General features: G+C 66.7%; 20 protein-coding genes and 1 pseudogene. 3 read left to right on the forward strand and 18 right to left on the reverse strand.

From position 1 onward, the window contains the following. Positions 1-58 precede the first annotated feature (58 nt). The 10 genes from J8I82_RS03125 to J8I82_RS03170 all read right to left on the reverse strand — a co-directional run bounded on the left by J8I82_RS03125 (position 59) and on the right by J8I82_RS03170 (position 12,474). Complete coding sequence (locus J8I82_RS03125; protein ID WP_209754362.1) at positions 59-934, reverse strand: glycine betaine ABC transporter substrate-binding protein; 876 nt, start codon at positions 932-934, stop codon at positions 59-61. A gap of 71 nt (positions 935-1,005) precedes the next feature. Next, positions 1,006-2,172, reverse strand: a complete 1,167-nt coding sequence (locus J8I82_RS03130) for an FAD-binding oxidoreductase (RefSeq protein ID WP_209754363.1) — start codon at positions 2,170-2,172, stop codon at positions 1,006-1,008. 21 nt (positions 2,173-2,193) lie between these two features. Then, positions 2,194-3,432 (reverse strand): aromatic ring-hydroxylating oxygenase subunit alpha, encoded by a 1,239-nt coding sequence (locus J8I82_RS03135; RefSeq protein ID WP_209754364.1) that lies wholly within the window; start codon positions 3,430-3,432, stop codon positions 2,194-2,196. A 53-nt stretch (positions 3,433-3,485) separates the two neighbouring features. After that, positions 3,486-4,271 (reverse strand): electron transfer flavoprotein subunit beta/FixA family protein, encoded by a 786-nt coding sequence (locus J8I82_RS03140; protein ID WP_209754365.1) that lies wholly within the window; start codon positions 4,269-4,271, stop codon positions 3,486-3,488. Then, positions 4,268-5,440 carry an electron transfer flavoprotein subunit alpha/FixB family protein gene (locus J8I82_RS03145; protein WP_209754366.1) on the reverse strand — a complete coding sequence of 391 codons (1,173 nt, stop codon included), beginning with the start codon at positions 5,438-5,440 and terminating at the stop codon, positions 4,268-4,270. The genes J8I82_RS03140 and J8I82_RS03145 overlap by 4 nt, the downstream gene beginning before the upstream one ends. A gap of 4 nt (positions 5,441-5,444) precedes the next feature. Beyond that, positions 5,445-7,370 carry a (Fe-S)-binding protein gene (locus tag J8I82_RS03150; RefSeq protein WP_209754367.1) on the reverse strand — a complete coding sequence of 642 codons (1,926 nt, stop codon included), beginning with the start codon at positions 7,368-7,370 and terminating at the stop codon, positions 5,445-5,447. 2 nt (positions 7,371-7,372) lie between these two features. After that, entirely contained in the window at positions 7,373-9,436 is a 2,064-nt protein-coding gene (locus tag J8I82_RS03155) for an NADH:flavin oxidoreductase (RefSeq protein WP_209754368.1), read from the reverse strand. A 74-nt stretch (positions 9,437-9,510) separates the two neighbouring features. After that, positions 9,511-10,044 carry a DUF5943 domain-containing protein gene (locus J8I82_RS03160; protein WP_209754369.1) on the reverse strand — a complete coding sequence of 178 codons (534 nt, stop codon included), beginning with the start codon at positions 10,042-10,044 and terminating at the stop codon, positions 9,511-9,513. A 147-nt stretch (positions 10,045-10,191) separates the two neighbouring features. Further along, on the reverse strand, positions 10,192-11,163 hold the full coding sequence (locus J8I82_RS03165; RefSeq protein ID WP_209754370.1) for a dipeptidase: 972 nt from the start codon (positions 11,161-11,163) through the stop codon (positions 10,192-10,194). Between the two features lie 36 nt (positions 11,164-11,199). After that, positions 11,200-12,474 (reverse strand): serine hydroxymethyltransferase, encoded by a 1,275-nt coding sequence (locus J8I82_RS03170; protein ID WP_209754371.1) that lies wholly within the window; start codon positions 12,472-12,474, stop codon positions 11,200-11,202. Between the two features lie 521 nt (positions 12,475-12,995). Here J8I82_RS03170 and J8I82_RS03175 point away from each other — a divergent pair. After that, positions 12,996-14,021 (forward strand): GlxA family transcriptional regulator, encoded by a 1,026-nt coding sequence (locus tag J8I82_RS03175; protein WP_209754372.1) that lies wholly within the window; start codon positions 12,996-12,998, stop codon positions 14,019-14,021. A 93-nt stretch (positions 14,022-14,114) separates the two neighbouring features. Here J8I82_RS03175 and fdhA read toward each other — a convergent pair whose 3' ends face one another. From fdhA to J8I82_RS03215, 8 genes are all read right to left on the reverse strand, one after another. Next, positions 14,115-15,314 carry a formaldehyde dehydrogenase, glutathione-independent gene (fdhA, locus tag J8I82_RS03180; RefSeq protein ID WP_209754373.1) on the reverse strand — a complete coding sequence of 400 codons (1,200 nt, stop codon included), beginning with the start codon at positions 15,312-15,314 and terminating at the stop codon, positions 14,115-14,117. 220 nt (positions 15,315-15,534) lie between these two features. Further along, positions 15,535-16,683 (reverse strand): porin, encoded by a 1,149-nt coding sequence (locus tag J8I82_RS03185; RefSeq protein WP_209754374.1) that lies wholly within the window; start codon positions 16,681-16,683, stop codon positions 15,535-15,537. A 160-nt stretch (positions 16,684-16,843) separates the two neighbouring features. Then, complete coding sequence (locus J8I82_RS03190; protein ID WP_209754375.1) at positions 16,844-17,308, reverse strand: dihydroneopterin aldolase; 465 nt, start codon at positions 17,306-17,308, stop codon at positions 16,844-16,846. Further along, positions 17,305-17,958 (reverse strand): sarcosine oxidase subunit gamma, encoded by a 654-nt coding sequence (locus J8I82_RS03195; RefSeq protein ID WP_209754376.1) that lies wholly within the window; start codon positions 17,956-17,958, stop codon positions 17,305-17,307. The genes J8I82_RS03190 and J8I82_RS03195 overlap by 4 nt, the downstream gene beginning before the upstream one ends. Beyond that, positions 17,948-20,959, reverse strand: coding sequence for a sarcosine oxidase subunit alpha family protein (locus J8I82_RS03200; RefSeq protein ID WP_209754377.1), 3,012 nt, complete (start codon positions 20,957-20,959; stop codon positions 17,948-17,950). Before J8I82_RS03200 ends, J8I82_RS03195 begins: the two co-directional genes overlap by 11 nt. After that, positions 20,956-21,252, reverse strand: a complete 297-nt coding sequence (locus J8I82_RS03205; RefSeq protein WP_209754378.1) for a sarcosine oxidase subunit delta — start codon at positions 21,250-21,252, stop codon at positions 20,956-20,958. The genes J8I82_RS03200 and J8I82_RS03205 overlap by 4 nt, the downstream gene beginning before the upstream one ends. A 29-nt stretch (positions 21,253-21,281) precedes the next feature. After that, complete coding sequence (locus tag J8I82_RS03210) at positions 21,282-22,526, reverse strand: sarcosine oxidase subunit beta family protein (protein ID WP_209754379.1); 1,245 nt, start codon at positions 22,524-22,526, stop codon at positions 21,282-21,284. A gap of 12 nt (positions 22,527-22,538) precedes the next feature. Further along, entirely contained in the window at positions 22,539-23,927 is a 1,389-nt protein-coding gene (locus J8I82_RS03215; RefSeq protein WP_209754380.1) for an L-serine ammonia-lyase, read from the reverse strand. Between the two features lie 402 nt (positions 23,928-24,329). On the opposite strand from J8I82_RS03215, the gene J8I82_RS03220 reads away from it, so the two are divergent. Next, positions 24,330-25,439, forward strand: coding sequence for a GlxA family transcriptional regulator (locus J8I82_RS03220; RefSeq protein ID WP_245179320.1), 1,110 nt, complete (start codon positions 24,330-24,332; stop codon positions 25,437-25,439). 115 nt (positions 25,440-25,554) lie between these two features. Beyond that, positions 25,555-25,700, forward strand: a pseudogene (locus J8I82_RS03225) (alcohol dehydrogenase catalytic domain-containing protein); the annotation flags it as partial.

The raw sequence follows: 25,700 nt of genomic DNA on the forward strand, positions 1-25,700 counted from the left end.
CGATCGTGGCCGGTGTTTTCTTGCATGCAGCGCAGGCGAACGGAACTACTGCGTGGATCTACTGCGCGGCACTCTGCGTGTTCTCCAGCCACGCACTGACGCGATCCCCATGCGCGGCGATCCACGCGTCGGCGGCGGCATCCGGCTTCGTGCCATTCTGGATCGCCAGCATCACGCTATCGATCTCGCCCGTCTTCCACTGGAACTTCTTCAGGAAGGCCACGACCGGCTTCGCCTTGGCTTCGAGGCCCGGATTCACGATGTTATCGACGTGCTCGGCATCGCCGAACACCTTCTTCGGGTCGTCGAGGAAGCGCAACTTCCACTTGGCGAACATCCAATGGGGCGCCCAGCCGGTGACGACCACCGGCTTGTTCGCGTTCATCGAGCGTGCCAGCTCGACCGTCATCGCGCTGCCGGAGCTGGGCATCAGCGAATAGCCGAGGCCATAGCTCTTGATCGCCTCGGACGCCTTGCGCATGACGCCGGCGCCGGCATCGATGCCGACGATGCGGCCTTCGAACGAGGCCTTCTGCGCGTTCAGTTCGTCGATGCTCTTCACGTTGACGGACGCCGGTACGATCAGTCCGATCCTCGCCTCGGTAAAGTTGGGCCCCAGGTTGACCACCTTGGCCTTGAACTGCTCCCAATAGGCGCCCTGCGTAACCGGCAGCCAGGCGGACAGCGTCGCGTCGAGGTCGCCGCGCGCGACGCCCTGCCACATCACGCCCGCCGCCACCGGCACGAGCTGCACCGGATACCCCAGCTTCTTCTCGATGATGCGCGCGGCTACGTTGGTGGTAGCGACGCTGTCATCCCAACCCTCGACGTAGCCGATCTTCAACGTTGGCTTGGCGTCCCCGAGCGCGAGCGCGCTCCATGTCAGCATGACCGATGCAGCGCCAGTGCAGAATAGTTTTCCGAGAAGTTTCATGTCTACCCTCCTTTAATCGGCGCCGAGGCGCCCACCTTCTGAATACGAACCGTCGGCCGCTGTGCGTGGCCTCACTTGTCGATCACGAGGTCCGACAGCGGCTTGCTGCAGCACAGCAGCACCATGCCCTGGTCGATCTCGCGCTGGCGGATGCCGCCGTTGTGCTTCATGTCGACCTGTCCGCTGACCAGCTTGACCTTGCACGTCCCGCACATGCCCTGTGTGCATGACGCAGGCAGCCGCACGCCAGACTGGCGCGCCGCGTCCAGCACGTTCTGCCCCGCACCGCAGGCAATGTCCCGTGCGCTTCTGGCGAAGCTGATGTTGAACCGCGCCGTGTCCGCATGGCCGTTGGCTGCTGGTGCGCCGCCCTCACCCTCCCCGACAGTCTCGGCCGCTTCGCCGGGGGCGGGCTCAGCGCTCAAGGTCTCGAAGGAGAAGCTCTCCTCGTGGTAGCGCCCGCGATCGAAGCCGGCTTCGTCCAGCAGCTCGCGCACCGCCTTCATGTAGGGGGCCGGGCCGCACGTGAAGATCTCGCGCTCCATGAAATCCGGCGCGACCAGCTTCAGCAGCGGCAGCGACAGGAATCCGGTGACGCCCGGCCAGTTGGTCCGCGCGCCGACACGCTCGCAAACGAACGCGGTGCGGAAGTTCGCCTGGTTTGCCGCGATCAGGTCCAGTTCGCGGGCAAAGATGATGTCGTCCGGCGTGCGCGCGCTGTGCAGGAACACGATGTCGCGGTCTTCCGCGAGATCGTGGTGCGCACGGCTCATCGACATCAGCGGCGTGATGCCCGAGCCCGCGGACAGGAACAGGTACTTGTGCGCCGGGTGCCGCGCGCAGGTGAACTCGCCGCCAGGCCCGAGCATGCGGATCGGCATGCCCGGCGTCACCGTGTCGTGCAGCCAGTTCGACACCTTGCCTCCCGGCACCCGCTTGACCGTGATCGAGACCGTGTGCGGCCGCGCGGGCGACGACGATATGGTGTAGCAGCGATTGATCGTCTCGCCATCGATGTCGAGTTCCAGCGTGATGAACTGACCCGGCTCGAACACAAAGGCGCGCCCCTGAGGTGAACGAAAGAAGAAGCTCTTTACATCGTGCGTTTCCTGCCGCACGTGGCAGCACACGAGCGTCTCCTCCACGTCGCTGGTCCAGCGCTCGGGAAGCGCGTTCCAGAACGCCGGGCGCGTCACCCGGCTGTCCGCTGATTCGAAATGCACCGCATCGCGCATCATGTCGACCTCCGCTCCTTGCGTCTACGCGCCGATCTGCTCGGCGAGCCGGCGGACATACCAGGCCGAGAACTTCTCGACCAGGCCTTCGGTGAATGGCGAGTACGGGCCGGGCTCATACGCGCTGCTCGCCGCGCCCCGCTGCGAGTACTCGACCAGCGCGCGATCCTGGTCATTGGTCGCATTCCAGACTGCGGTCAGGTTCTTCACGTCGTAGTCGACGCCCTCGCGCGCATCCTTGTGGACCAGCCATTTCGTGCGCACGAGCGTTTCGCCGGCGGACAACGGAATCACCGAGAACGTGACGATGTGGTCGCTCATGAAGTGATGCCACGAGTTGGGCTGGGTCCAGAAGGAAAGGCCGCCGAGGTCTGCCTGCTCGAAGTTCCCGAGCAGCTTCTTCGATGCCACCTTCGCGTCCAGGGTCTGCGATTCGCCGCTGCGATCGAGCGGCAGGCGCTGCGTGCGGAAGCCGGTGGTCTCCAGCAGCCGCTCGATTTCCGCCGATGGCAGCTTCATTGCTTCCCATTGCGCGGCGCGTGTCTCGCAGGTGCGCTCGAACGTTTCCATGCCCTCCGCGTTGGCGGGCGAGCGCTGGTAGCCGAAGCCGTACTCGTACAGCGAGATGGTCAGCTCCGGGTGGTTCGCCACGCAGTGGTAGCACTCGCGGTTGTTCTCCATCGTGAGCTTCCAGTTGCCTTGCTCGATGATGTCGACCTGCGCCGCGATCTTCGTGTTCGGCAGGTCGTGCGGCAACAGGTACGGCTCCATAGCGGCGCGCATCGCCGCGAAATCCGGCGGCTCCGCGGCCAGGCATACAAAGATCAGCCCCGCAAGGTTCTCCACGTGGACGGACTTCAGGCTGTGCTTGCAGCGGTCGAACTTCTCGCCCATGTGCTCGGCGAACATCAGCTCGCCGCTCAGGTTGTAGGTCCAGCTGTGGTACGGGCAGACGATGTTGCCGACCGTACCCTTGTCTTCGTTGCACAGCCGCGCGCCGCGATGGCGGCACACGTTGTGATACGCGCGGACCTGCATGTCGTCGTCGCGCACGATCAGGATCGAGTCCTGGCCCAGCTGGACGGTCACGTAGTCACCCGGCTCCGGCACGTCGGGCTCGACCGCCACGTGTATCCAGTGCTGGCGGAAGATTGCCTCCATGTCGAGCGCGAAAACCTCATCGCTCAGGTAAAAAGGCGCCTCGAGGCTGTGGCCCGCCTTGCGCCGTTCCACCAGCGCGCGAATGTCTGCCGATACTTTCATCGTTTGCTCCGGATTCCCTGCATTCCTGGTTGTTTGCCGACAGACCGGCAACGTCAGTAGTCGATGAGTTGATGCTCGCGCAAATACGCGAGGATGATTTGTGCTTTTTCGACCGAAGTCCCACCGTTTACGACGTTTCCGCCGCGGCTTTCGGTCGTGGTTGCCGACAGCATCCGGGCATGGCCGGAGCGCTTTTCGGCAGCCGCCAGCCTGACCGGCTTGCGCTCGGCCGCGCCGAGCACCCATGCCGGGGCATCGTTGTCGTCGCATCGCGTTGCCGGCACCGTGCGGATCGCGCCGCCGCGCAGGCGCGCGTAGGCGTAGCGCGGCTGGGCGTTCGCGAGCGGGTGTACCGCCACCACCGCAGGCAGCGCCGAATCGACGCGCCGGCGCAGCCCCTTGGGCAGGAACTGCCGCACGGCGACACGGCTGCCCTCGATGGCGACGTCGACGGCAGCGCCCACCAGCGGGCGGCCTAGTACCGCGGCAAGCCGGTACGGCAGCATCCCGGTGTCGTAGGCGCCCTCCGCGCGGGTGCCGGTCAGCACGAGATCACAGTGCTTCGCGTGCGCGGCGAGCACGCGCGCCGCATCCTCACCGGCCCCGCACGCCAGCACCTGGACCTCGCTCGCGCCGAGTGCCAGATAGTCGGCAAGTGCCGGATCCGCGGCATCGCCCGCGTGCAGCACGGTCAGCTCGGCGCCATGCCTGTCGGCCAGGCCGCGGCCAAGTTCCAGCGCGGCGGCGTCGTTGCGGCTGTAGCGCGGCGCGCCGCTGACCGGATGGCGGCCAATGGAGACCAGCACCGCGATGCGTTTTACTTGTCGGGGGGCGCTCATGCTGCGACTCCTGCGAGTTCCCTGGAACGTGCTTCCTCGGGCTGGCCACGCGCGGGGCGGGCGGCCTGCACCAACTCCATCAGCGCGGCGATCGTCGCCTGCGCGTCGCCGACAATGGTCAGGTTCGCGCGCTTGGCGATGGGCGCACTGCCGTCCACGTTGACGGCGATCACGTGACGGCAGTCCTTGATGCCTTGCAGGTGCTGAACCGCGCCCGAGATGCCGAACGCGATGTAGACGCTCGCCTCCACCGTCTTGCCGGTGGCACCGACCTGCTTGTCGCGCGTGAAATGCCCGTTGTCCACCGCCACCCGGCTGGCGGCGACCGCCGCGCCGAAAGCGCCCGCAAGCCGTTCGAACGCGCCGATGTCGGTCACGCCGTTGCCGGCTGCCACGATAAAGTCCGCTTCTTCGAGCGCGACCCGCGCGGCATCGATCTCCTCGATGCCGAGATCGCGGTACGGGTGCGTGCTGCTCCCCTTCGCGCAAAGAAAATCGGGAGAAAGACGCTCGCCCGCGCCGGTGAACGGCAGCCTGGCATCGACCGCGCCCGGCGCCAGCAGGATCACATCGGGCAGCGCACGGGTCGCGAACGCGCGCCTGGCGTGCGCATAGGTGCCGACGTGGCGTGCATCGATTTCGACCACGTGCGTCGCGACGCTTGCACCGGCCTCGGCCGCCACAGCCGCATACCGGCGGCCGAGATCGCCGTCGCCGGACGCGTTGTCGGGAATGAAGACATGGCGGGCCGACAGCGCCGTGGCGCACGCCTGCAACGCGCGCAGCTCCGCCTCGGGCGCGAACGTGCGGCGGTCGAACTCTGGCAGAGCGATCAGCTTGTCGGCACCGAGTTCCGCCGCATCGTCCTTCATCTCGCCGAACACCAGCAGCGCGACTTCGGTCTGCGCATCCGCCAGCAGAGCCGCGGCAGCGACCGCCTGGCGCGCATGCTCGTCGAGCGCGCCGCGCTCGCTGTGCGCTGCAACCAGCAGCACATGGCGCGCATCGCTTACCATCCGGCGCGGCTTTGCCGCCGCCGCATGTCCGTGCGCGGGCCAGTGCGCCGTGCCTGCGTCGGCGCTGCCGGCTGCGCCGAGCGTAATCCGCCTGAGGCCCGCCGCCGTGATGATGAACGGCCGGCGCGGATCGATTCGTTTGATCGTGTCCATCAATTCACTCCAGCGAAGCCGCAACCAGTTCAGCCACGTCGAGCACCTCCGGGCGCGGGCCGACGACGCCCTCGAGCATCGCGGTGCAGTTCGGGCATCCGACCGCGACCACTTCCGCACCCACCGCGCGCGCATCGGCGATGCGGATGTCGGGAATGCGCTGCTTGCCCGGGATGTCGGTCAGGGGCGCGCCACCGCCACCGCCGCAGCAGCGGCCCTGCATGCCGTGGCGTTCCATCTCGACCACCTGGATGCCAATGGTCTTCAGCAGCTTGCGCGGCGCCTCGGTTTCGCCGTTGTAGCGGCCGAGGTAGCACGGGTCGTGGTAGGTGGTCCGCCTCTCGCGCAGCGCTTCCACGGCCTTGGGCGCAATCAGCCCGCTCGACGCCAGTTCGGCGAGATACGTGGTGTGGTGCTTCACCGTCACACGCAGTCCCATCGCGCGGTATTCGTTGCGCAGGCTGTGCATCACGTGCGGATCGGCAGTCACGATCTGCTTGAACGACAGCGCGCCGAGGGTGCCGATCAGGTGTTTGGCCAGTTGCTGGAAAGTGGCCTCGTCGCCAAGGCGGCGCGCGACATCGCCGGTGTCGGTCTCGGCCTCGCCGAGCACCGCATAATCGACGCCGGCCTTGTTCAGCACCTTGACCAGGGCGCGCAGCGTGCGCTGGTAGCGCATGTCGAAGCCGCCTTCGCCGGCCACGATCAGCACGTCGACCGCCTTGCCCGCCCGCGCGACCGGGGCGTTCAGGTCGACCGACCAGTCGTAGCGCGCGGCGTTGTCATAGCCGCCCATGGTGCCGGTCTCGCGCAGGTTTGCGAGCACTTCGGCCCCTTTGCCCGGCACGGTGCCATGCACGAGGGTCTGGTTACGGCGCATGTCGACGATGGCATCGACGTGCTCGATCAGCATCGGGCATTCCTGCACGCAGGCGCGGCAGGTGGTGCACGACCACAGCGTCTGCGCCTCGATCAGGCCCGACACGATCGGCCCGCTGGGCTCGCCGCGATGCCTGCCGACCGGAATCCCCGGGGTCGGACTTCCCGCATAGGCGGCATCGGTGCCCCCCGCCATGCCGACCACCAGGTCCTGGATCAGCTTCTTCGGGTTGAGCGGCTGGCCGGAGGCGAACGCCGGACACGCCGCCTCGCACTTGCCGCATTGCACGCAGGCGTCGAAGCTCAGCAACTGGTTCCAGCGGAACTCGACCGGTTTCGCGACGCCATATTCCTTGTGCTCGATGTCGGGCATCTTCAGGGCAGTCGGCGGCGTGGCCGTGCCGCTCCCGGTATACGACTCCGGCGTCGCGGCGAACCGCTCCTGGCGCGGGTGGAAGGCAAGGTGCAGCAGGCCCGCCATCGCATGCTTCATCGGTCCGCCCGTGGCCGCGCCGACCGTCATCGCGAACGCGCCGACGCCGATCAGCACCGCGCACAGCACGGCGAATGCGCCCGACATGACCTCGGCCGGCACCAGCGTGTACAGCGCGAGGCCGAGCGCGAACGAGCCGAGCAGCCAGGGCAGCGTATTCCACGGCCCCTTCGACAGGCGCGCCGGCACGTCCTTCGCCTTGCGGCGGCGCCAGACGAACACCGCGCCGACCAGCATCGCGAGCGCCGCGACGAGGATGAGCTTGTCGAGCCAGGGCGAGTAGATCGCCAGCCCGTAGTTGACGAACACGAGCGCCAGCGCGGCGATCGCGCCGCCCGCGGTGGCCACGTGCGTCTTCGCGATATACGGATCGCGCGCGACCACGTGGTGCAGGTCGACGAAATAGCGCTTCGGGATCGCGAACAGGTTGGCAATGCCGAACGAGCCGGGCGTGGCCGCCCGTCCGAGCCGCCAGTACGACGCGCGCCGCAGCAGCGCGAAGGCAAGGCCGGCCACCGACAGCCAGAGCAGGACGGTAATCAGCAAGGACGGATTCATGGTCAGAAGTCCTTCACGAGCCGCAGCGCGTCATAGATCGCGCCGTGGATGTTATGCATCGAGATGCAGTCGCCAACGCGGAACAGCAGGAAGCGGCCGTTGCCGAGGGTCTCCGACAGGCACGGCTGCGGCTCCGACGCAAACAGCTTGTGCACGTCGACCTGGCCGCGGTTGACCGATTCCGGCTTGAGCTTCCAGTACAGCGCATCGTTCGGCGTCGAGCCGTTCTCGATCACGACCTGGTCCACGGCGCGTTCCTCGAGTTCTTCCGTGTACTCGTTGCGCAGCACCGCGATCTTCTTGCCGTCTTCCTCGTAGACGCGGTCGAGCCAGTAGTTCGGGGTATGGATCACGCCCTGCGCGTACAGGCGGCGATAGAAGATCGGGAACGTCGTGCCGCCGCAGTCGTCGGCGACCTTCACGTCCGGCGTGACAATCTCTACCTTGGCGCCGCGGCTTGCCAGGTAGTCGGCGACGCCCGCGCCGGCGTGCGTGCTGACGCCGTCGTAGACCAGCACGTTCTGCTTCGCCTCCACCCGGCCGGACAATACATCCCACGAGCTGACCGCGAGGCCTTCGGCAACGCCCCACGCCGGCACCTGGTCGGAGAAGGCACGGCCGCCCGTCGCCAGGACGATGATGTCCGGCTGCTCGGCCATGATGGTCCGGGCGTCGGCTTCGACGCCCAGGCGCCGGTCGACGCCCAGGCGCTTGGTCTCCATATCGAACCAGCGCACGATACCGGCCATCTGCTCGCGCTGCGGTGCCTTCGAGGCGAGCATGATCTGGCCGCCTACCTCGGTATTCTTCTCGAACAGCACCACGTCATGGCCGCGCGAGCGTGCGACGCGCGCCGCCTCCAGTCCGGCCGGACCTGCGCCGACCACGACCACCTTGCGTTTGGGCCCGCGCGATTTCTCGATCACGTGGGGCATCGTCGCCTCGCGCGAGGTGGCCGCATTCTGCACGCACAGCACGTCCAGGCCGTTGTACTGGCGGTCGATGCAGTAGTTCGCGCCGACGCATTGCTTGATCTCGTCCTCGCGGCCGTCGCGGATCTTGATGACCATGTGAGGATCCGCCATCTGCGCGCGCGTCATGCCGACCAGGTCGACCATGCCGCTCGCCAGCAGGCGCTCGGCCTGGCCAGCGTCGCGGATGCTCTGCGCATGCATCACCGGGATCTTGACCACTGACTTGATCCCCGCCGCCAGGTGCACGAACGGCTCGGGCGGCAGCGCCATCGGCGGCATGCAGTTGGCCAGCGTATTGTGCGTATCCGCACCCGATCCGATCACGCCGAGGTAGTCGATCAGCCCCGACTCGGACATGGCCTGCGCAATCTCCTTGAGCTGCTGGTGGTCAAGGCCGTCCTCGTGGAACTCGTCGCCGCACATGCGCAGGCCGACGCAGAAATCCTTGCCGACCGCCTCGCGCACCGCCTGCAGTACCTCGACGCCGAAGCGCAGCCGGTTCTGCAGGCTGCCACCCCACTCGTCGGTGCGGAAGTTGGTGCGCGGGCTCCAGAACTGATCGATCAGGTGCTGGTGCGCGGCCGAGATCTCGATGCCGTCCATGCCCGCGTCCTTCACGCGCTTTGCCGCGGCGGCGAAGTCGGCGATGATCCGGCGGATCTCCTCGACCTCGATGATCTTCGCGTTGCCGCGGTGCACCGGCTCGCGCACGCCGGACGGCGACATCAGGTGCGGCCAGTGCTCGCCGTGGAACGCCGAGCGGCGGCCCATATGGGTGGCCTGGATCATGATCTTCGCGCCGTGGCGGTGCATCGTCTCTGCCAGCCGCGACAGCGGCTCGACGATCCTGTCCGTGGCAAGGTTCACCGACTTCCACCAGCCCTGGGGGCTGTCGATCGAAACCGGGCTGGAGCCGCCGCAGATCGCCAGGCCGACACCGCCCTTCGCCTTTTCTTCGTAGTAGCGGATGTAGCGGTCGCCCGGCAGGCCGTCCGGCTCGGCATACACCTCGGCGTGCGCGGTGCTGACGATCCGGTTGCGCAGCGTCAGCTGGTTGAGCTGCAAGGGTTTAAACAGGTGGGGATAGCGCATCGCAGACGACCTCTGGCGTTCGTATGTCTTTCGTGTTGCGGATGAAATCTGGCTCGGCGGGGGCTCGGCGAGGTTCAGTGGGCGATCGGCGACACCTCGAACACGCAATGATCGTGGCCCTCGGCCGCGCACTGCGCTTCCTTCGATTGCGCGCGCGGCCCGCCCGTGCCGGCGGGCGCCGTGTCGTTGACCCAGTCCATCGCACCGGCGAACCAGCCGGCGAACATGTAGCAAAGCTTGCCTTCCTTGCCCGGCTGCGCGAGCACGAACGACGAGTGGTGCAACGCGATGCGCGCATGTGCCGTCGCCGGATCGGCTTCGAGCAGGGAGAAAAGCCCCCAGCCGCGCTGCGACAGCCGCTTCAGGTAGTGCTCGTACACGGCCATGCCGCTGAGGCCGTGCAGCTGCGCCTCCTTGTCGCACCAGTGGTAGGCGGACTTGTAGCCCGCCTTGTAGAGGATCTCGGCGTACGCATCGACTCCGAGCGTCTCCTCGACGGCGACGTGGTTGTTGGTGAAGAAATGGCGCGGGACGTACAGCATCGGCAGCGCGTCGGTGGTCCAGACGCCGGTGTCGGGATTGACGTCGATCGGCAGTTGCGGTTGCATCGTGGTGGCTCCGTGAGGAAAATTTCGCCGCTTGCGTCTTCGCGCAGGCGCGGCATTGCCCGCGTGCCCGCGCAGCGCGCGGGCACGTCCCGTTGGTAGTGAATCGCTTGAAAGAGACGAAAGAGAACCGGCTTGAATGGCGGCGGCTCAGCCGCCCCAGACTTCCTTGAAGACCCGCACCCAGTTCTCGCCCATGATCTTGCGGATGCGCGAGGTCTTCCAGCCCGCGCGTTCCATCGCCGCGGTCAGGTTCGGGAATTCGCCGATAGTCCGGATGCCCTCCGGATTGATCACCTTGCCGAAGCTGGTCAGCCGGCGATAGCGGCCCTTGTCGTGCGTCAGCATGTCGAAAAACTCGGTGCTGTAGCCCTGCGTGAAGTCCGTGCCGATGCCGACCCCATCCTCTCCGACCAGGTTCACGACGTAATCGATCGCTTCGATGTAGTCGTCGACGGTCGCGTCAATGCCGCGCTTCAGGAACGGTGCGAACATGGTTACGCCGACGAAGCCGCCGGCATCGGCGATCTCCTTGAGCTGCGCGTCGCTCTTGTTGCGCGGATGCTCCTTCAGGCCAGAGGGCAGGCAGTGCGAGTAGCAGACGGGCTTGTTCGAGAAAGCAATCGCTTCAGAGGAGGTCTTGCCGCCGACGTGCGACAGGTCGACCATGATCCCGACGCGGTTCATCTCGGTGATCACTTCGCGGCCGAAGTCGGACAGCCCGCCATCGCGTTCGTAGCAGCCGGTGCCCACCAGGTTCTGCGTGTTGTAGCAGAGCTGCACGACACGCACACCCATGTCGGCGAATGCTTCGATGTAGCCAAGGTTGTCCTCGAACGCATGCGCATTCTGGAAGCCGAGGATGACGCCGGTCTTGCCTTCGCGCTTCGCGCTGAGAATGTCCTCGGTGGTGCGCACCAGTGTCAGCAATTCGCCGTTGTCGCGGATCTGCTTCTTCATCAGTGCGATGTTGTCGACGGTCCTGGTGAAGTTCTCCCAGACCGAGACGGTACAGTTCGCGGCGGTAACACCGCCCTTGCGCATGTCTTCGAACACCGACCGCTCGAACTTCGAGATGTTCAGGCCGTCGATGATGATGCTGTCCTCGTGCAGCGGGCTCATAGGTATTGCTCCAGTCTGGCTTTTGTAATCCGGCGCTCAGTAGATCGGGAAGCGTTCGCACAGCGCGAAGATCTCGCGCCGCACCCGCTGCTCGGTGGACTGTTCCCCTTGCGGGTTCGCGCGCAGCGCCTCGAACACCTCCAGGATCAGCCGGCCGATCTCGCGGAACTCCGCCACGCCGAAGCCGCGCGTGGTGGCGGCGGGCGCGCCCAGGCGGATGCCCGACGTGATCGTGGGCTTCTCGGTATCGAAGGGAATGCCGTTCTTGTTGCAGGTGATGCCGGCGCGCTCGAGCGCCTGCTCGACCTGCGTCCCCTTGAGCCCCTTGGGGCGCAGGTCGACCAGCAGCAGGTGGTTGTCGGTGCCGCCCGTCACCAGGTCGACGCCTCCCGCCTTCAGCACTTCGCCGAGTGCTTGCGCATTCGCCAGAACGTTGTCGATGTAGCGCTTGAATTCCGGCTGCAGCGCCTCGCCGAACGCGACCGCCTTGCCCGCGATCACGTGCATCAGCGGGCCGCCCTGCAGGCCCGGGAACACGGCGGAGTTGATCTTCCTGGCGATCTCCTCGTCGTTGGTCAGCACGAAGCCGCCGCGCGGGCCGCGCAGGGTCTTGTGCGTGGTCGACGTCACGACGTGCGCATGCTCGACCGGATTCGGATGGCGGCCCGCGGCGATCACGCCAGCGATGTGCGCCATGTCGACCATCAGCCTGGCGCCCACGCTGTCGGCAATCGCGCGGAAGCGGGCGAAATCCAGCTTGCGCGGGTAGGCGGAGAAGCCGGCAATGATCAGGCTCGGCTTGTGCTCATGCGCGAGCGCTTCGACCTCGTCGTAGTCGATCAGCATGGTGTCGCGATTCACGCCGTACTGCACGGCGTTGAACCACTTGCCCGACAGCGCGGGCCTGGCGCCATGGGTCAGGTGGCCACCGGCATCGAGCGACATGCCCAGCACGGTGTCGCCCGGCTTGGCCAGCGCGAGCATCACCGAGCCATTGGCCTGCGCGCCGGAGTGCGGCTGCACGTTGGCGAAGCCGGCGTTGAACAGCTGCTTCACGCGGTCGATGGCGAGCGCCTCGACCTCATCCGCAAACTCGCAGCCGCCGTAGTAGCGCTTGCCCGGATAGCCTTCCGCGTACTTGTTGGTCAGCACCGAGCCTTGCGCCTCGAGCACCGCGCGCGACACGATGTTTTCCGATGCGATCAGCTCGACTTGCGACTGCTGCCGCTCAAGCTCCTTCAGGAGTGCACCGCGCACCCGCGAGTCGCGCTCGGCCAGGGACTGCGAGAAGAATGACTGGGTGTTCGACATAGAGGATCCGTGACTGATTGAGATGGCTGCCTGACGGGGCGGGAGGCCCGCTGCACCGGGGCTCTCCGGCCTGGTCGGCGCAGCGTTGCCGACGGATCTATTCTTGTCGTTCGGGTTTTTTGTCGATTGGTGAATTCAGACGCGTTCTTTTCCATTTCCGCCATTCGCGTCCGTTTTGAACAAGTCGGGCACAAGTCGGGCGTGGCACGCATGCGGGCGCGTGGTGGATGCGGCGGATCACGTGGCCTCTGCCGTGTTGCGTGACGCGGTGATATAAGGCTTCCGCACTGCACCTGTGGTTGCGTGGCGAACCGCACCGGCGCGGTGCATCCGCGCAGCGACGCGAGCCGCCATGCCACGCATCCGGTGCATTTCGGCGCTTGCGGGGGTCACGCCCCTCATTAGTAGGGGTTTCGCCGTATGGCACGTTTGTTGCGCCCGCATTATGAATATCCATAGACGGCGCCGCGGCCTCCCCAAAAGGCCAGAATGCCCATCAAAATTCCAAAGGATCGCCCCCCATGTCCCCCGACCGAACCGCGTCGCTGTCTCACTTCGCGTTCATGCCGCTGCCCAACTTCACGATGATCGCGTTCACCAACGCCATCGAGGTGCTGCGCATGGCGAACTACCTCAGCGGGCAGGAGCTGTACCGCTGGTCCGTCATCAGCCCGGAAGGCGGCCCGGTGACGGCGAGTAACGGACTGACGATCGATACCCGTCCGGCCGACAGCATCGGGCGGCCGGACATCGTGTTCGTCTGCGGCGGGATCGACGTCCAGCGCTCGACCGGGGCCGACCATCTGTCGACGCTGCGCCGCGCGGCGCGCGAGGGCCTGATGCTCGGCAGCCTGTGTACCGGTACCTATGCCCTGGCCAAGTCAGGCTTGCTCGCCGGCTATGCCTGCGCCATTCACTGGGAAAACATGTCGGCGCTGAAGGAGGAGTTTCCCGACACGCGCTTCCTGAAGGAACTGTTCGTGATCGACCGGGACCGCGTCACCTGCACCGGCGGCGTCGCGCCGCTCGACATGATGCTGTACCTGATCGCCAGGCGCGTCGGCACGGCCCGCGTCACGCAGATCGCCGAGCAGTTCATCGTCGAGCATGTGCGCGACACGAGCGCACAGCAGAAGATGCCGCTGGTCGCGCGGCTGGGGTCGGCGAACAAGTCGCTGTTCGAGGTGATCTCGCTGATGGAGAACAACATCGAGGAGCCGCTGTCGCGCGAGGAACTCGCACGGCTTGCCAGCATGTCGCAGCGGCAGCTGCAGCGGCTGTTCCGGGACCATCTCGGGATGACGCCGACGCACTATTACCTGACGCTGCGGCTGCGGCGCGCGCGCGAGTTGCTGCTGCAGACCGACATGTCGATCATGCATATCACCATGGCATGCGGCTTCCAGTCCGCATGCCATTTCAGCAAGAGCTACCGCGAGGCGTTCGGGGTCGCGCCGACACGTGAACGCCGGGCGCAGTCGGCGCCGCTGGCGAAGGCACCGGCACATGGCAAGGCGCCCCGGTATGCGCCGGTGTTGCACGCGTGAGGCGGCAGGCGGGACAGGATTTCCGCCCCCGCGACGCGCCGATGAAAAAGGGCGGCCCGACTGCGGCCGCCCTTTTTGCGCCTGAGGAACCGCTCAGGCCGCAGCCAGCATGCCGTGCGGATCGATGACGAATTTGCGCGGCGCCCCGCCATCGAACTGCTGGTAGCCCTCCGGCGCCTGGTCCAGTGAAATCACCGAGACATTGACGATTTCCGCGATCGGCAGGCGATTGTGCAGGATGGCCTGCATCAGGTTTCGGTTGTACTTCAGCACCGGCGTCTGGCCGGTATGGAAGGAATGCGACTTGGCCCAGCCAAGGCCGAAGCGCAGGCTCAGGCTTCCGCGCCGCGCCGCGGCATCCGTGGCACCCGGATCATCGGTCACGTAAAGGCCCGGGATGCCGATCGCGCCCGCAGGCCGCGTGATCTCCATCAGCGAATTGAGCACCGTCGCCGGCGCCTCCTCGACGTGGCCCGAAGCGCCGTGGCCGTGCGCCTCGAAGCCGACGCAGTCGACCGCGCAATCGATCTCGGGTGTGCCGAGGATGGCGGCGATCTGCTCGCCGAGAGTGGCGTCCTGCGACAGGTCGACGACCTCGAACCCCATCGCCCTGGCGTGGGCCAGGCGCGCGGGGTTCATGTCGCCGACGATGGTGCACGCCGCGCCCAGCAGGCGCGCCGATGCCGCGGCCGCCATGCCGACCGGCCCCGCGCCGGCGATGTAGACGGTCGAGCCCGGCTTCACGCCGGCAGTCACGGCGCCGTGGTAGCCGGTCGGCAGGATGTCCGACAGGCAGGTAAGGTCGCGGATCTTCGCGAGCGCCTGGTCGCGGTCGGGGAATTTCAGCAGGTTGAAGTCGGCGTACGGCACCATCACGTACTCAGCCTGTCCGCCGATCCACCCGCCCATGTCGACATAGCCGTACGCACCGCCCGCACGCGACGGATTGACGCTCAGGCATACGCCGGTGTGTTGCTCCTTGCACATCGCGCAGCGCCCGCAGGCGACGTTGAACGGCACCGATACCAGGTCGCCGATCTTCAGCGTTTCGACGTCGCGGCCGATCTCGATCACCTCGCCGGTGATCTCGTGGCCGAGCACGAGGCCCACCTCTGCGGTCGTGCGGCCACGCACCATGTGCTGGTCCGACCCGCAGATATTCGTGGTCACGACCTTGAGGATCACCCCGTGGCCGATGGCGCGCCCGGTCGGATCGACCATTTTCGGATAGTCGATGCTCTGCACCTCGACCCTGCCCGGCCCAAGATAAACGACACCCCGGTTGTTGCTCATCGCATTGTCTCCATGTCTTGTTGAAGCATGCCGCGGCCACGCAGTCCGGCGCCGCATTCGCGGCATGCGTCTTCGAGAGTAGTGCCGGAGGCCTTGCAGCTGTTTGCAAAATCCGACGCGTGCTTGAACCTGGCCGACATCGTCACCGGCCGCACCCATCCCACAGGCGCGCTGCTGCCCACAGGCTGCCGGATCTCCGCGGCACCATGCCGATACCGGCTCAGAACTTGTGGCGAATCGCGGCCCGGACCAGGACCTGGCTGGCCGTCGACGACGAGTCGGCCGCGCCGGGTATGTAGGCCTGGTCCAGTGCCGTGCCTGTCCTGTCGCCGCTCACGCGCTGGTAGACACCTTGCAGGTAGACGTCGGTCCGCTTCGAGAAGTTGTAGTCGGCCATCAGGCCAATGCTGTGGACCTTGGGCCTGGCCTCGCCCGACGACGCCTGGAACTTCTCCGTGGTCAGCGTGTAGACCGCGCCGGCATAGAACGCCGGCGTGAACTGGTACTTGAAATTGAATTCGAAGTTCTGGAACTTGAGCGCGTCGAGCGTGCCGCTGGCCGGCAGGATGGAGCCTGAGATGTATGAGGTCGACAGCGGCTGGGTCAGGTTCGTGTTGGAGTACGCGAAGCCGGCCGTGGCTGCGCCGAACGTGTAGTTGACGCCGGCGCCGAAGATGCGCAGGCGCCTGGCAAGGAAGTTCTGGTCGCCCCCGCTGCTGATCGCGCCATTGGCCGTGGCCGACGGGTTGTCAGCCTCCAGGTAGGCGGCAGCCAGCAGCAATCCGCCGCTCGCGTACTGCATCCCCGCGCCATACTGGCGGTTGTTGGCGAAGTTGGTATCGTTGCTGAAGCTGTAGGTGCCGCCGAACTGGAACCCGCCAAGCGACGGACTGGTGTACTTGACCGTGTTGTTGACCCGGAACGAGTAGACCATGTTGTCGTTGTCGTAGGGGTGGCCAAACATGTACCCGCCCCAGTTTCCGACTACGGTGGTCTGCGCCAGGTAGTCGATCACCGAGTCATACTGGCGTCCGAGCGTGATCGTGCCCAACCGGTCGTCGGCAAGGCCGACATAGGCTTGCCGGCCGAAGAGCACGCCACCCTGCGCGGCCCTGCCGGTGCTGGCGTTGAAGCCGTTCTCCAGCTGGAACAGCGCCTTGACCCCGCCTCCCAGGTCTTCCGAGCCCTTCAGGCCCCAGCGGCTGCCTTGCGCAAAGCCGCTCTGCATCTCGGTCAGGCGATCTCCGCGGACGTTGTTGGTGTAGTTGATGCCTTCGTCGATGATGCCGTACAGCGTGACGCTGCCTTGAGCAAAAGCGGACGTGGAAAACAACAGGGCGATGGCCAGGCCTGGCTTGGCTTTTTTCATTGGATTTCCTCCTCGTATCGGTATCGCGCGCCGCCGCCACGCCGATCGGCACGGCAGCGGTGCGCCTACGAGAGTAGTCCCCAGGGGCACACCGGCTGCATGCAAAACCCGACGCGCGCTTGGCCGGCGCCGCCATCGCGCCGGCAGGCCCTGGCAGCGCTCAGCCTGCGTTGCCGCCGCGGCGCAGGTAGTCGGCGCGCGTCCATTCCAGCTCGACGCCGACGCGCTGCGTCCCCGGCCGGATCCTGGGCTTGTGCACGGCAAGCTTCAGGGTGTCGAGCGCCGGCCATTCGCGGAACGAAAGCTCCGCAATGTCAGCCACCAGCGTCTCGAGCAGGCGCGTGTGCGGCTTGCGTGCGAGATACGCGGCGACGCGCGTGCAATAGCCGTCGTAGTCGATCCACTCGGTCTCTTCGCTCGGCTCGCGCCGGTAGCCAAGGCGCGCGTCGATCACGATCGGCTGCGGCGCGTCGTGCTCGTGCGGGTGGATGCCGATGCGCACGGGCACTGTCAGCGCATCGACAAACACGCTCCAGCCCCGCCCCGGCAGCAGCGCGGCATCGCGCCAACCTGGTCCATCGAGTCCCGCCAGCGGCTCGCTGAACACCTTGTCGACCGGCTTCATGACAGCAGCGGCGTCGCCGCGTCGAGCAGGATGCGGCAGAAGTAGTCCGCGAAGCTGCGTCGCACCACGATCTCGAAGCGGTCGTCGCCGGTCGGCACGAGCACGATCGATGCCTTGAAGTAATGGCTCTGGGCGCATTGCCCCGCTTTCAGCACGCGTGGATGCAGGTCAAGCGGGCAGCCCCGCGCCAGCACGTCGCGCACGCGCGCGCCGCTGAGTTCGACGACGGTGTAGCCGCTGCCGACGTCGACCGCGGCCGAATAGGTGCCGGCGATGGCCGGGGCCAGCTTGTCCTCCAGCACGCCGGCCGGCACCGGGCCGTTCGAGCGCACCAGCCACTCGTCCGGGCCCAGCCACAGCACGTCATACCCCGCGCTGCGCGCGACCGTGTTCGGAGCGGCCGGCGGGCAGCAGCCGACGACACCTTCGAATGCATCGACGAAGGCCGGATCGGCCAGCTCTCCCCGCACCATGACCAGATCGAGGAACGGCCGTTCGCGCAACGTGAAGTGCTTCGACGCGCGCACATGCGGTGCCTCCAGCAGGCCGGCCGCGCCGATGAGTGGCGACTCCAGGCGCACGTCACGCGTGCGCGCGTTGGGCACTGGCACGTTGGCCAGCGCCGTAGCAACACCTTGATCATTCCACATTCTGGCGCACCCCTTCGGTATCGTAGAAAACAGGGCTCGAGATCTTCGCGCTCACCCGGCGGCCATCAGCCAGCGGGATCGCGACACTCTCGCCCATCTTGCCCAGCCCGCCCTTCACCACGGCCAGCGCGATCGAGCGCTTCAGGATCGGGCTGTAATAGCTCGACGTCACGTGGCCGATCATCGGCGTCGGTTCGGTCGTCGACACGCGCGTGCCCGGCGCGATGATCTGCGCGCCCTCGGGCAGCACGAACTGCGCGTCGTCGGTCAGCAGGCCGACAAATTGCTTGCGGCCCTCTTTCACGGTGTCAGAGCGCGTCAGCGAGCGCTTGCCGAGGAAGTCCTTCGACTTCGCCACCAGCCCGCCCATGCCGAGGTCGTACGGCGTGACCGAGCCGTCGGTGTCCTGGCCGACGATGATGTAGCCCTTCTCCGCGCGCAACACGTGCATGGTCTCGGTGCCGTACGGCGTAATGTCGAACTCGGCGCCGGCGGCCATCAGCGCTTCCCACACCGCGCGGCCGGCGTTCGCGGGCACGTTGACCTCGTAGGCCAGCTCGCCCGAGAAGCTGATGCGCATCACGCGCGCTTTGGCACCGGCGACGGTGCCGTTGCGGTAGCTCATGAACGGAAAGGCAGCGTTGGCAAAGTCAATGTCGGCGCAGACCTTCTGCAATACCTTGCGGCTCTTCGGCCCGACCACCGCGAACGTCGCCCAGTGGTCGGTCACCGAGGACAGCCGCACCTTCATGTCGGGCCACTCGGTCTGCAGCCAGCGCTCGAGCCATGTCAGCACGCGCGCGGCGCCGCCGGTGGTGGTGGTCATCATGAAATGCTGCTCGCCAAGGCGCACCGTCACGCCGTCGTCGAACACCATGCCGTTCTCGTCCAGCATCAGCCCGTAGCGGCACTTGCCAACTTCGAGCTTGCCCCACGGGTTGGTGTACATCCAGTTCAGCAGCGTGACTGCGTCCGGGCCCTGGATGTCGATCTTGCCCAGCGTCGACGCGTCCAGGATGCCGACGCTGTTGCGCACCGCCAGGCATTCGCGCTTCACCGCCGCATGCAGGTCCTCGCCCCGCTTCGGGAAGTACCAGGGGCGCTTCCAGTTGCCGACGTCCTCGAACAGCGCGCCATTCGCGACGTGCCATTCATGCACGCAGGTCTTGCGCACCGGATCGAGGAAGTCGCCGACCTCGCGCCCCGCAAAAGTGCCGAAGGTGACCGGCGTGTAGTTGGGCCGGAACGTGGTGGTGCCGGTTTCCGGGATCGACTTGCCCAGCGCCTGCGCCAGGATTGCCATGCCGTTGATGTTGCCGAGCTTGCCCTGGTCGGTGCCGAAGCCCATCGCGGTGTAGCGCTTCACGTGCTCGACCGACTCGAAGCCTTCGCGCGCCGCCAGCAGGATATCCGAGGCCGCGACGTCGTTCTGGAAGTCGACGAACTGCTTGGGCCCGCGCGCGGCGGCCTCGCGGCTGCCGACGAGCCACAGCGGCAGCAGCGCGCCCTCGGCGACAGCGCTGACCTTTGGTGCCGCCGGCTGCTTCGTGGTGCGGAAGCCTGCGCTCCTGGCCGCAGCAGCGCCCGCTTCGAGCGCCAGCGGCAACGCCAGCGCGAGGTTGAACTCGCCCGCGGCCGCGCCGATGCTGGTTTCGGCCTGCAGTGACTTGCCCGGCACGAAGCACGTCTTCTCGTCGCTCCACTGCGCCTTGCCGCCCGATTGCGCGAACAGGTGCAGCACCGGGCTCAGGCCGCCCGACATCGCAACGAGATCGCAGGCGATCCTCGACACCTTGCCGCCGACCTTGCCGTTGGCATAGGACGCGACGCTGACGGACGTGACGTGCTTATTGCCGGCGGCAGCCACCACGACCGCGCCGTTCATCACGTTCACACCCTGCCGCTTCGCCGCCGCGGGCAGCGCGCCGCTGGTCGTGGCACGCGGGTCGACAATAGTCACCTTCGCGCCGCATCCCTTCAGGTCGAGCGCCGCCTGGTAGCCGCGGTCGTTGTTGGTGAACACCACCGCCTCGCGTCCCGGCAGCACGCCGTAGCGGTGGATGTAGGTCGACACCGCCGACGCCATCATCACGCCCGGCAGGTCGTTGTTGCCGAAGACGATGGGACGCTCGTGCGCGCCGGTCGCGAGGATCACGCGCTTGGCACGGATCTTCCACAGCAGCTCGCGCGAGCCGTGGCGCATCGACACCGACAGGTGGTCGGTCAGGCGCTGCGTGACGGTGACGAGATTGTGGTCCTGGTAGCCGAAGGCATTGCTGCGCGACAGGATGGTTACGTCCGGCAGCTTGCGCAGCTTGCCCTCGATCTCGGCAACCCATTGCAGCGCGGGCTTGCCGTTGATGTCGGCGCGCCCGGACAGCAGGCTGCCGCCAAGTTCGCACTGGTCGTCGACCAGGATCACGCGCGCCCCGCTCACCGCCGCCGCATGCGCGGCGGCGAGGCCGGTGGGCCCGCCGCCGACCACGAGCACGTCACAGTGGGCGTAGCACTTGTCGTAGCGGTCGGCGTCGAGCGTTGTGGGAGCCTTGCCGAGGCCGGCCGCCTCGCGGATCTTCTCCTCGTACCTGGGCCACATCTTGCGCGGCCACATGAAGGTCTTGTAGTAGAAGCCGGCGGGCATGAAGCGCGCGAACTTCTGGTTGACCGCCATGCGGTCGCGCTCCAGGTCCGGCTCCGCGTTCACGCTCTCCGCGACGAGGCCCTGGTACAGCTCGATTTCGGTTGCGCGCGCATTCGGCACCGTGTAGGCCCCGCGCTCCAGCTGCACCACGGCATTCGGCTCCGCCACGTCGGCGGTCATGATGCCGCGCGGGCGGTGGTACTTGAAGCTGCGCGCGACGAAGCGCACGCCGTTGGCGAGCAGCGCCGAAGCCAGCGTGTCGCCCTGGAAGCCCTGGTACACGCGCCCGTTGAAGGTGAAGGTCAGCGGCTTGCCGCGATTGATACGGCCGCCCGTGCCGAGACGGTCTTTCTGGCTCATTGCTTGCCCCTTCCTTGCTGTGCGTTGGCGGCGGGCTGGCCGAAGGTTTCGTAGCCCTTGATGTCATAGCTGACGGTGTCGCGCTCGACCTTGAACCAGCGGCGGCAGCCCTGCGCGTGGATCCACTGCTCGCGATGCACGCCGCGGGTGTTGGTGCGCATGAACAGGTAGTCGCCCCATTCGCGGTCGGACAGCTTGTCGGTCTCGAGCGGGCGTGCGATGTCGGCTTCGCCGCCGCACGAGAATTCGGATTCGGCGCGCGGGCCGCACCATGGGCATTGGATCAGCAACATGTCTTTCTCCTGCTTGCGTTCAGTGCGGTTCAGTGCGCAACGGCGGCGGCGCCGTGCTCGTCGATCAGGTGGCCGGTATAGAAGCGGTCGAGCGAAAAGGGTGCGTTCAGCGCATGCGGCTGGTCGCGCGCGATGGTGTGCGCGTACGCCCACCCCGAGCCGGGCGTCGCCTTGAACCCACCCGTGCCCCAGCCACAGTTGAAATAGAGGCCCTTGACGTCGGTCTTGCTGATGATCGGGCACGCGTCCGGCGACGTGTCGACGATGCCGCCCCACTGGCGGTTCATGCGCACGCGCGAGAACACCGGGAACATCTCGACGATGGCCTGCAGCGTGCCTTCGATGACCTGGAAGCTGCCGCGCTGGCCAAAGCCGGTGTACTGGTCGATGCCCGCGCCGATCACGAGGTCGCCCTTGTCGGACTGGCTGATGTAGGCGTGCACCGCGTTGGACATGATCACCGAGTTGACCACCGGCTTGATCGGCTCGGACACCAGCGCCTGCAGCGGGTGGCTTTCCAGCGGCAGGCGGATGCCGGCCATGTCGGCAAGCGTGGTGGTATTGCCGGCGGCGACCACCGCGACCTTCTTCGCCTTGATGAAGCCCTTCACCGTCTCGACGCCGACCACCGCGCCGCCGTCGCGGCGGATGCCGGTGACCTGGCAGTTCTGGATGATGTCGACACCGGCGCGGTCGGCGCCGCGTGCGAAGCCCCAGGCCACGGCATCGTGCCGGGCCACGCCCGCGCGCCGCTGGATCGACGCGCCCAGCACCGGGTAGCGGCTGTTCAGGTTGATGGTGGGCTCGATCTCCTTGACCTGCGCGGGTGTCAGGAACTCGGCGTCGACACCGTTCAGCCGGTTCGCGTTCACGCGCCGCTCGGTGTCGCGCACATCCTGCAGCGTGTGCGCCAGGTTCATCACGCCGCGCTGGCTGAACATGACGTTGTAGTTCAGGTCCTGCGACAGCCCTTCCCACAGCTTCATCGCCTTTTCGTAGAGCGCCGCGGATTCGTCCCACAGGTAGTTCGAGCGGACGATCGTGGTGTTCCGTGCGGTGTTGCCGCCGCCGATCCACCCCTTCTCGAGCACGGCGACATTGGTGATGCCGTGCTCCTTCGCCAGGTAGTACGCGGTCGCCAGGCCGTGCCCGCCGCCGCCGACGATGACCACGTCATACTCGCGCCTGGGCTCGGGACTCTTCCACTGCTTCTCCCAGTTCTCGTGGTAGGACAGCCCATTGCGGAACAGACTGAATATCGAATAGCGGCTCATTTCATGCCCCCTTTAGCATTCAATGACGTTCACGGCCAGACCGCCGCGCGACGTCTCCTTGTACTTCGTCTTCATGTCGGCACCGGTCTCGCGCATGGTCTTGATCACCGAGTCGAGCGACACGTAATGCTGGCCGTCGCCCTTGAGCGCCATGCGCGAGGCGTTGAGCGCCTTGATCGCGCCCATTGCGTTGCGCTCGATGCAGGGAATCTGCACCAGCCCGCCAACCGGGTCGCAGGTCATGCCGAGGTTGTGCTCCATGCCGATTTCCGCGGCGTTCTCGACCTGGTCTGGCGTACCGCCCATCACCGCCGCGAGCGCGGCCGCGGCCATCGAGCACGCCACGCCGACCTCGCCCTGGCAGCCGACCTCGGCGCCGGAGATCGATGCCGTTTCCTTGTAGATCATCCCGATCGCGGCCGCGGTCAGCAGGAAGTCGACGATGCCATCGTCGTTCGAGCCCGGCACGAACTTCACGTAGTAGTGGAGCACCGCCGGGATCACGCCGGCCGCGCCGTTGGTCGGCGCGGTGACGACGCGGCCTCCCGCCGCGTTCTCCTCGTTGACGGCCATCGCGTACAGGTTGACCCAGTCGAGCATCGACAGCGGATCGCGCAGCGATTCCTCGGAACGCGTGCGCAAGCGCAGATTGAGTTCGGCCGCGCGGCGCTTCACGCGCATCGGGCCGGGCAGTTCGCCCTCGACCTTGCAGCCGCGTTCGACGCAGGCGGCCATGGTGCGCCAGATCGCCAGCAGCCCTTCCCGCACGTCGTCGGCGGGGCGCAGCGCGCATTCATTGCGGAAGATCAGTTCGGCAATCGACAGCCCGCTGTCGCGGCACGCCTGCATCAGCTCGGCGCCGGTGCGGAACGGATGCGGCACCTCCGCGGCCGCGCGCACGCCGTTGACACGGTCGCCGTCGCGGTTGACGACGAAGCCGCCGCCAATCGAGTAGTACTCCTTCTCGACCAGCAGCTGCCCCTGCTCGTCGAACGCCTGGAAACGCATGCCGTTCGGGTGCACGACGCTGCCGGTGCCGCTCATCATCCGGCGGAAAAAGCCGAGGTGCTCCTTCTCGTCGAAGCCGATCTCGTGCTTGCCGAGCAGCAGCATGCGCTTGTCCTTGCGGATCTGCGCCAGCCGCGGCTCGATCAGGTCCGGATCGATCCGGTCGGGCAGGCTCCCTTCCAGGCCAAGCAGCACCGCCTTGTCGGTGCCGTGGCCCTTGCCGGTCGCGCCGAGCGAGCCATACAATTCCGCTCGCACGCGGCGAACGAAGCCGAGCAGGTTCGCATCCTCGAGGTGGGATACGAAGCGGCACGCGGCGATCATCGGGCCGACCGTATGCGAACTCGAGGGTCCGATACCGATCTTGAACAGGTCGAATACGCTGACATTCATCTGACTGCCTCTCTGCGGGTGCTGGGTTGCTGTCGTTGGAAGCCAGTACATCAGAGCGCAGGATTTGCAGATAGAACAAAACCGGCATCGGCGTGGGATGCCACCGCCAGTCGGCGGTCCGCAGGAGCCCGGATTTCGCTTTGGCGATGATTCGCGTCGCAATTGTGCAAGTCCGCTGCGGGCGGATCGGCGACGCTGGCTGTGACGGAGCGCCTCGTCCGATCGCGGGCAAGATAGGGGCAAGACCGGGACAAGGCGGCGCGGCGGGAGGCTACAGGGATGCAGTACGCATCACCGGCGTCCGCGTGCCCGACGCGCCCTCGCCCCTGTCGGGTTCCGGGGCGGGTTCGGGGGTAGCCCGGATGTGCCTGCCCATGCGAGCCTGTCAAGATGGATGCCGCCATGACACCAGACGTTCCCATTTCTCCCGTCGCCGAGCCCGCGCCCCGGCGCATCCGCTTTGGCATCGTGCTGCTGCCGAACTTCACGCTGACCGCGTTTTCCGGCTTCGTCGACATGCTGCGGCTGTCGGCGGACGATGGCGACTACAGCAAGCCGGTGCGCTGCGTCTGGAGCGTGATCGGCAACACACTCGCGCCGGTGCGCGCAAGCTGCGGAATCCAGGTCGCGCCGTGGGAGACCTTTGACGAAGCGGAGCCATTCGACTACGTGGTCGTCGTCGGCGGGCTGCTCCACTCGGGGCCGCAGGCCGGACCCGAGACACTGGACTTCATCCGCCGCGCGGCGGGCGGCGGCGCGACCATCGTCGGCATCTGCACCGGCGTTTTCGCCCTGATGCGCGCCGGCGTGCTCGACGGCTACCGGGCTTGCGTCAGCTGGTTCCACTACTGGGATTTCATCGAACGCTTCCCGACGGTGGATCCCGACTTGCTGGTCGCCGACCGGCTGTTCGTGATCGACCGCCGGCGCATCACGTGCTCAGGCGGGCGCGCGTCGATCGACGTGGCCGCCGCCATCCTGCTGCGCCACTTCGATCATGCGACCGTGCAGAAGGCGCTGCGGATACTGCTGGTCGGGGAGATGCAGAAAGGCAACGCGCCGCAGCCGCACCCGCCCGGCCTCGAACCGGCGACGCACCCGAAGGTCAAGCGCGCGATCCTGCTGATGGAGCAGCACGTCGGGCGCGCGCTGCCGCTCGAGGCGCTTGCATGCAAGCTTGACCTGTCGGCGCGCCAGCTCGAGCGCCTGTTCAAGGCACAGACCGGCAAGAGCCCGCAGGTATTCGCCAGGCATGTGCGGCTGCGCACCGCCGCGTGGCTGTTGACCAGCTCGGATCGTACCGTTGCCGACATTGCATTGAGCTGTGGCTTTGCCGACGCCTCGCATCTCGGGCGCGAGTTTCGCAAGCAATTCGGCGTACCGCCCGCGGCCTACCGCGAAAAGGGAGCTCCTCCCGCCGAGTCGGCGCTGTCCGATGACGACGCCGGGGCGCTGTGCGTGCGCGATGATGGCGAAGGCGAAGCTGAAAGCGAAGGTGAAAGCCAGCTTTGATCGCGGCCGTCGGCCAACTTGGGCCAGTTTTCGGACAAGTGCATGCCGGCCTGGCCAATACCCATGCCAGCCCACTTATAGTCTGGCCCCACCAGCTTATCGATAGAACAGACCGATGAAAACACGCGCAGCAGTTGCCTGGGGTGCGGGAAAACCGCTAACGATCGAAGACGTGGACCTGGACGGCCCGCGCGCCGGGGAAGTGCTGGTGGAAGTGAAGGCCACCGGCATCTGCCATACCGATTACTACACCCTTTCCGG

The organism is Cupriavidus consociatus (assembly GCF_017814975.1).
GTDB lineage: Bacteria > Pseudomonadota > Gammaproteobacteria > Burkholderiales > Burkholderiaceae > Cupriavidus > Cupriavidus consociatus.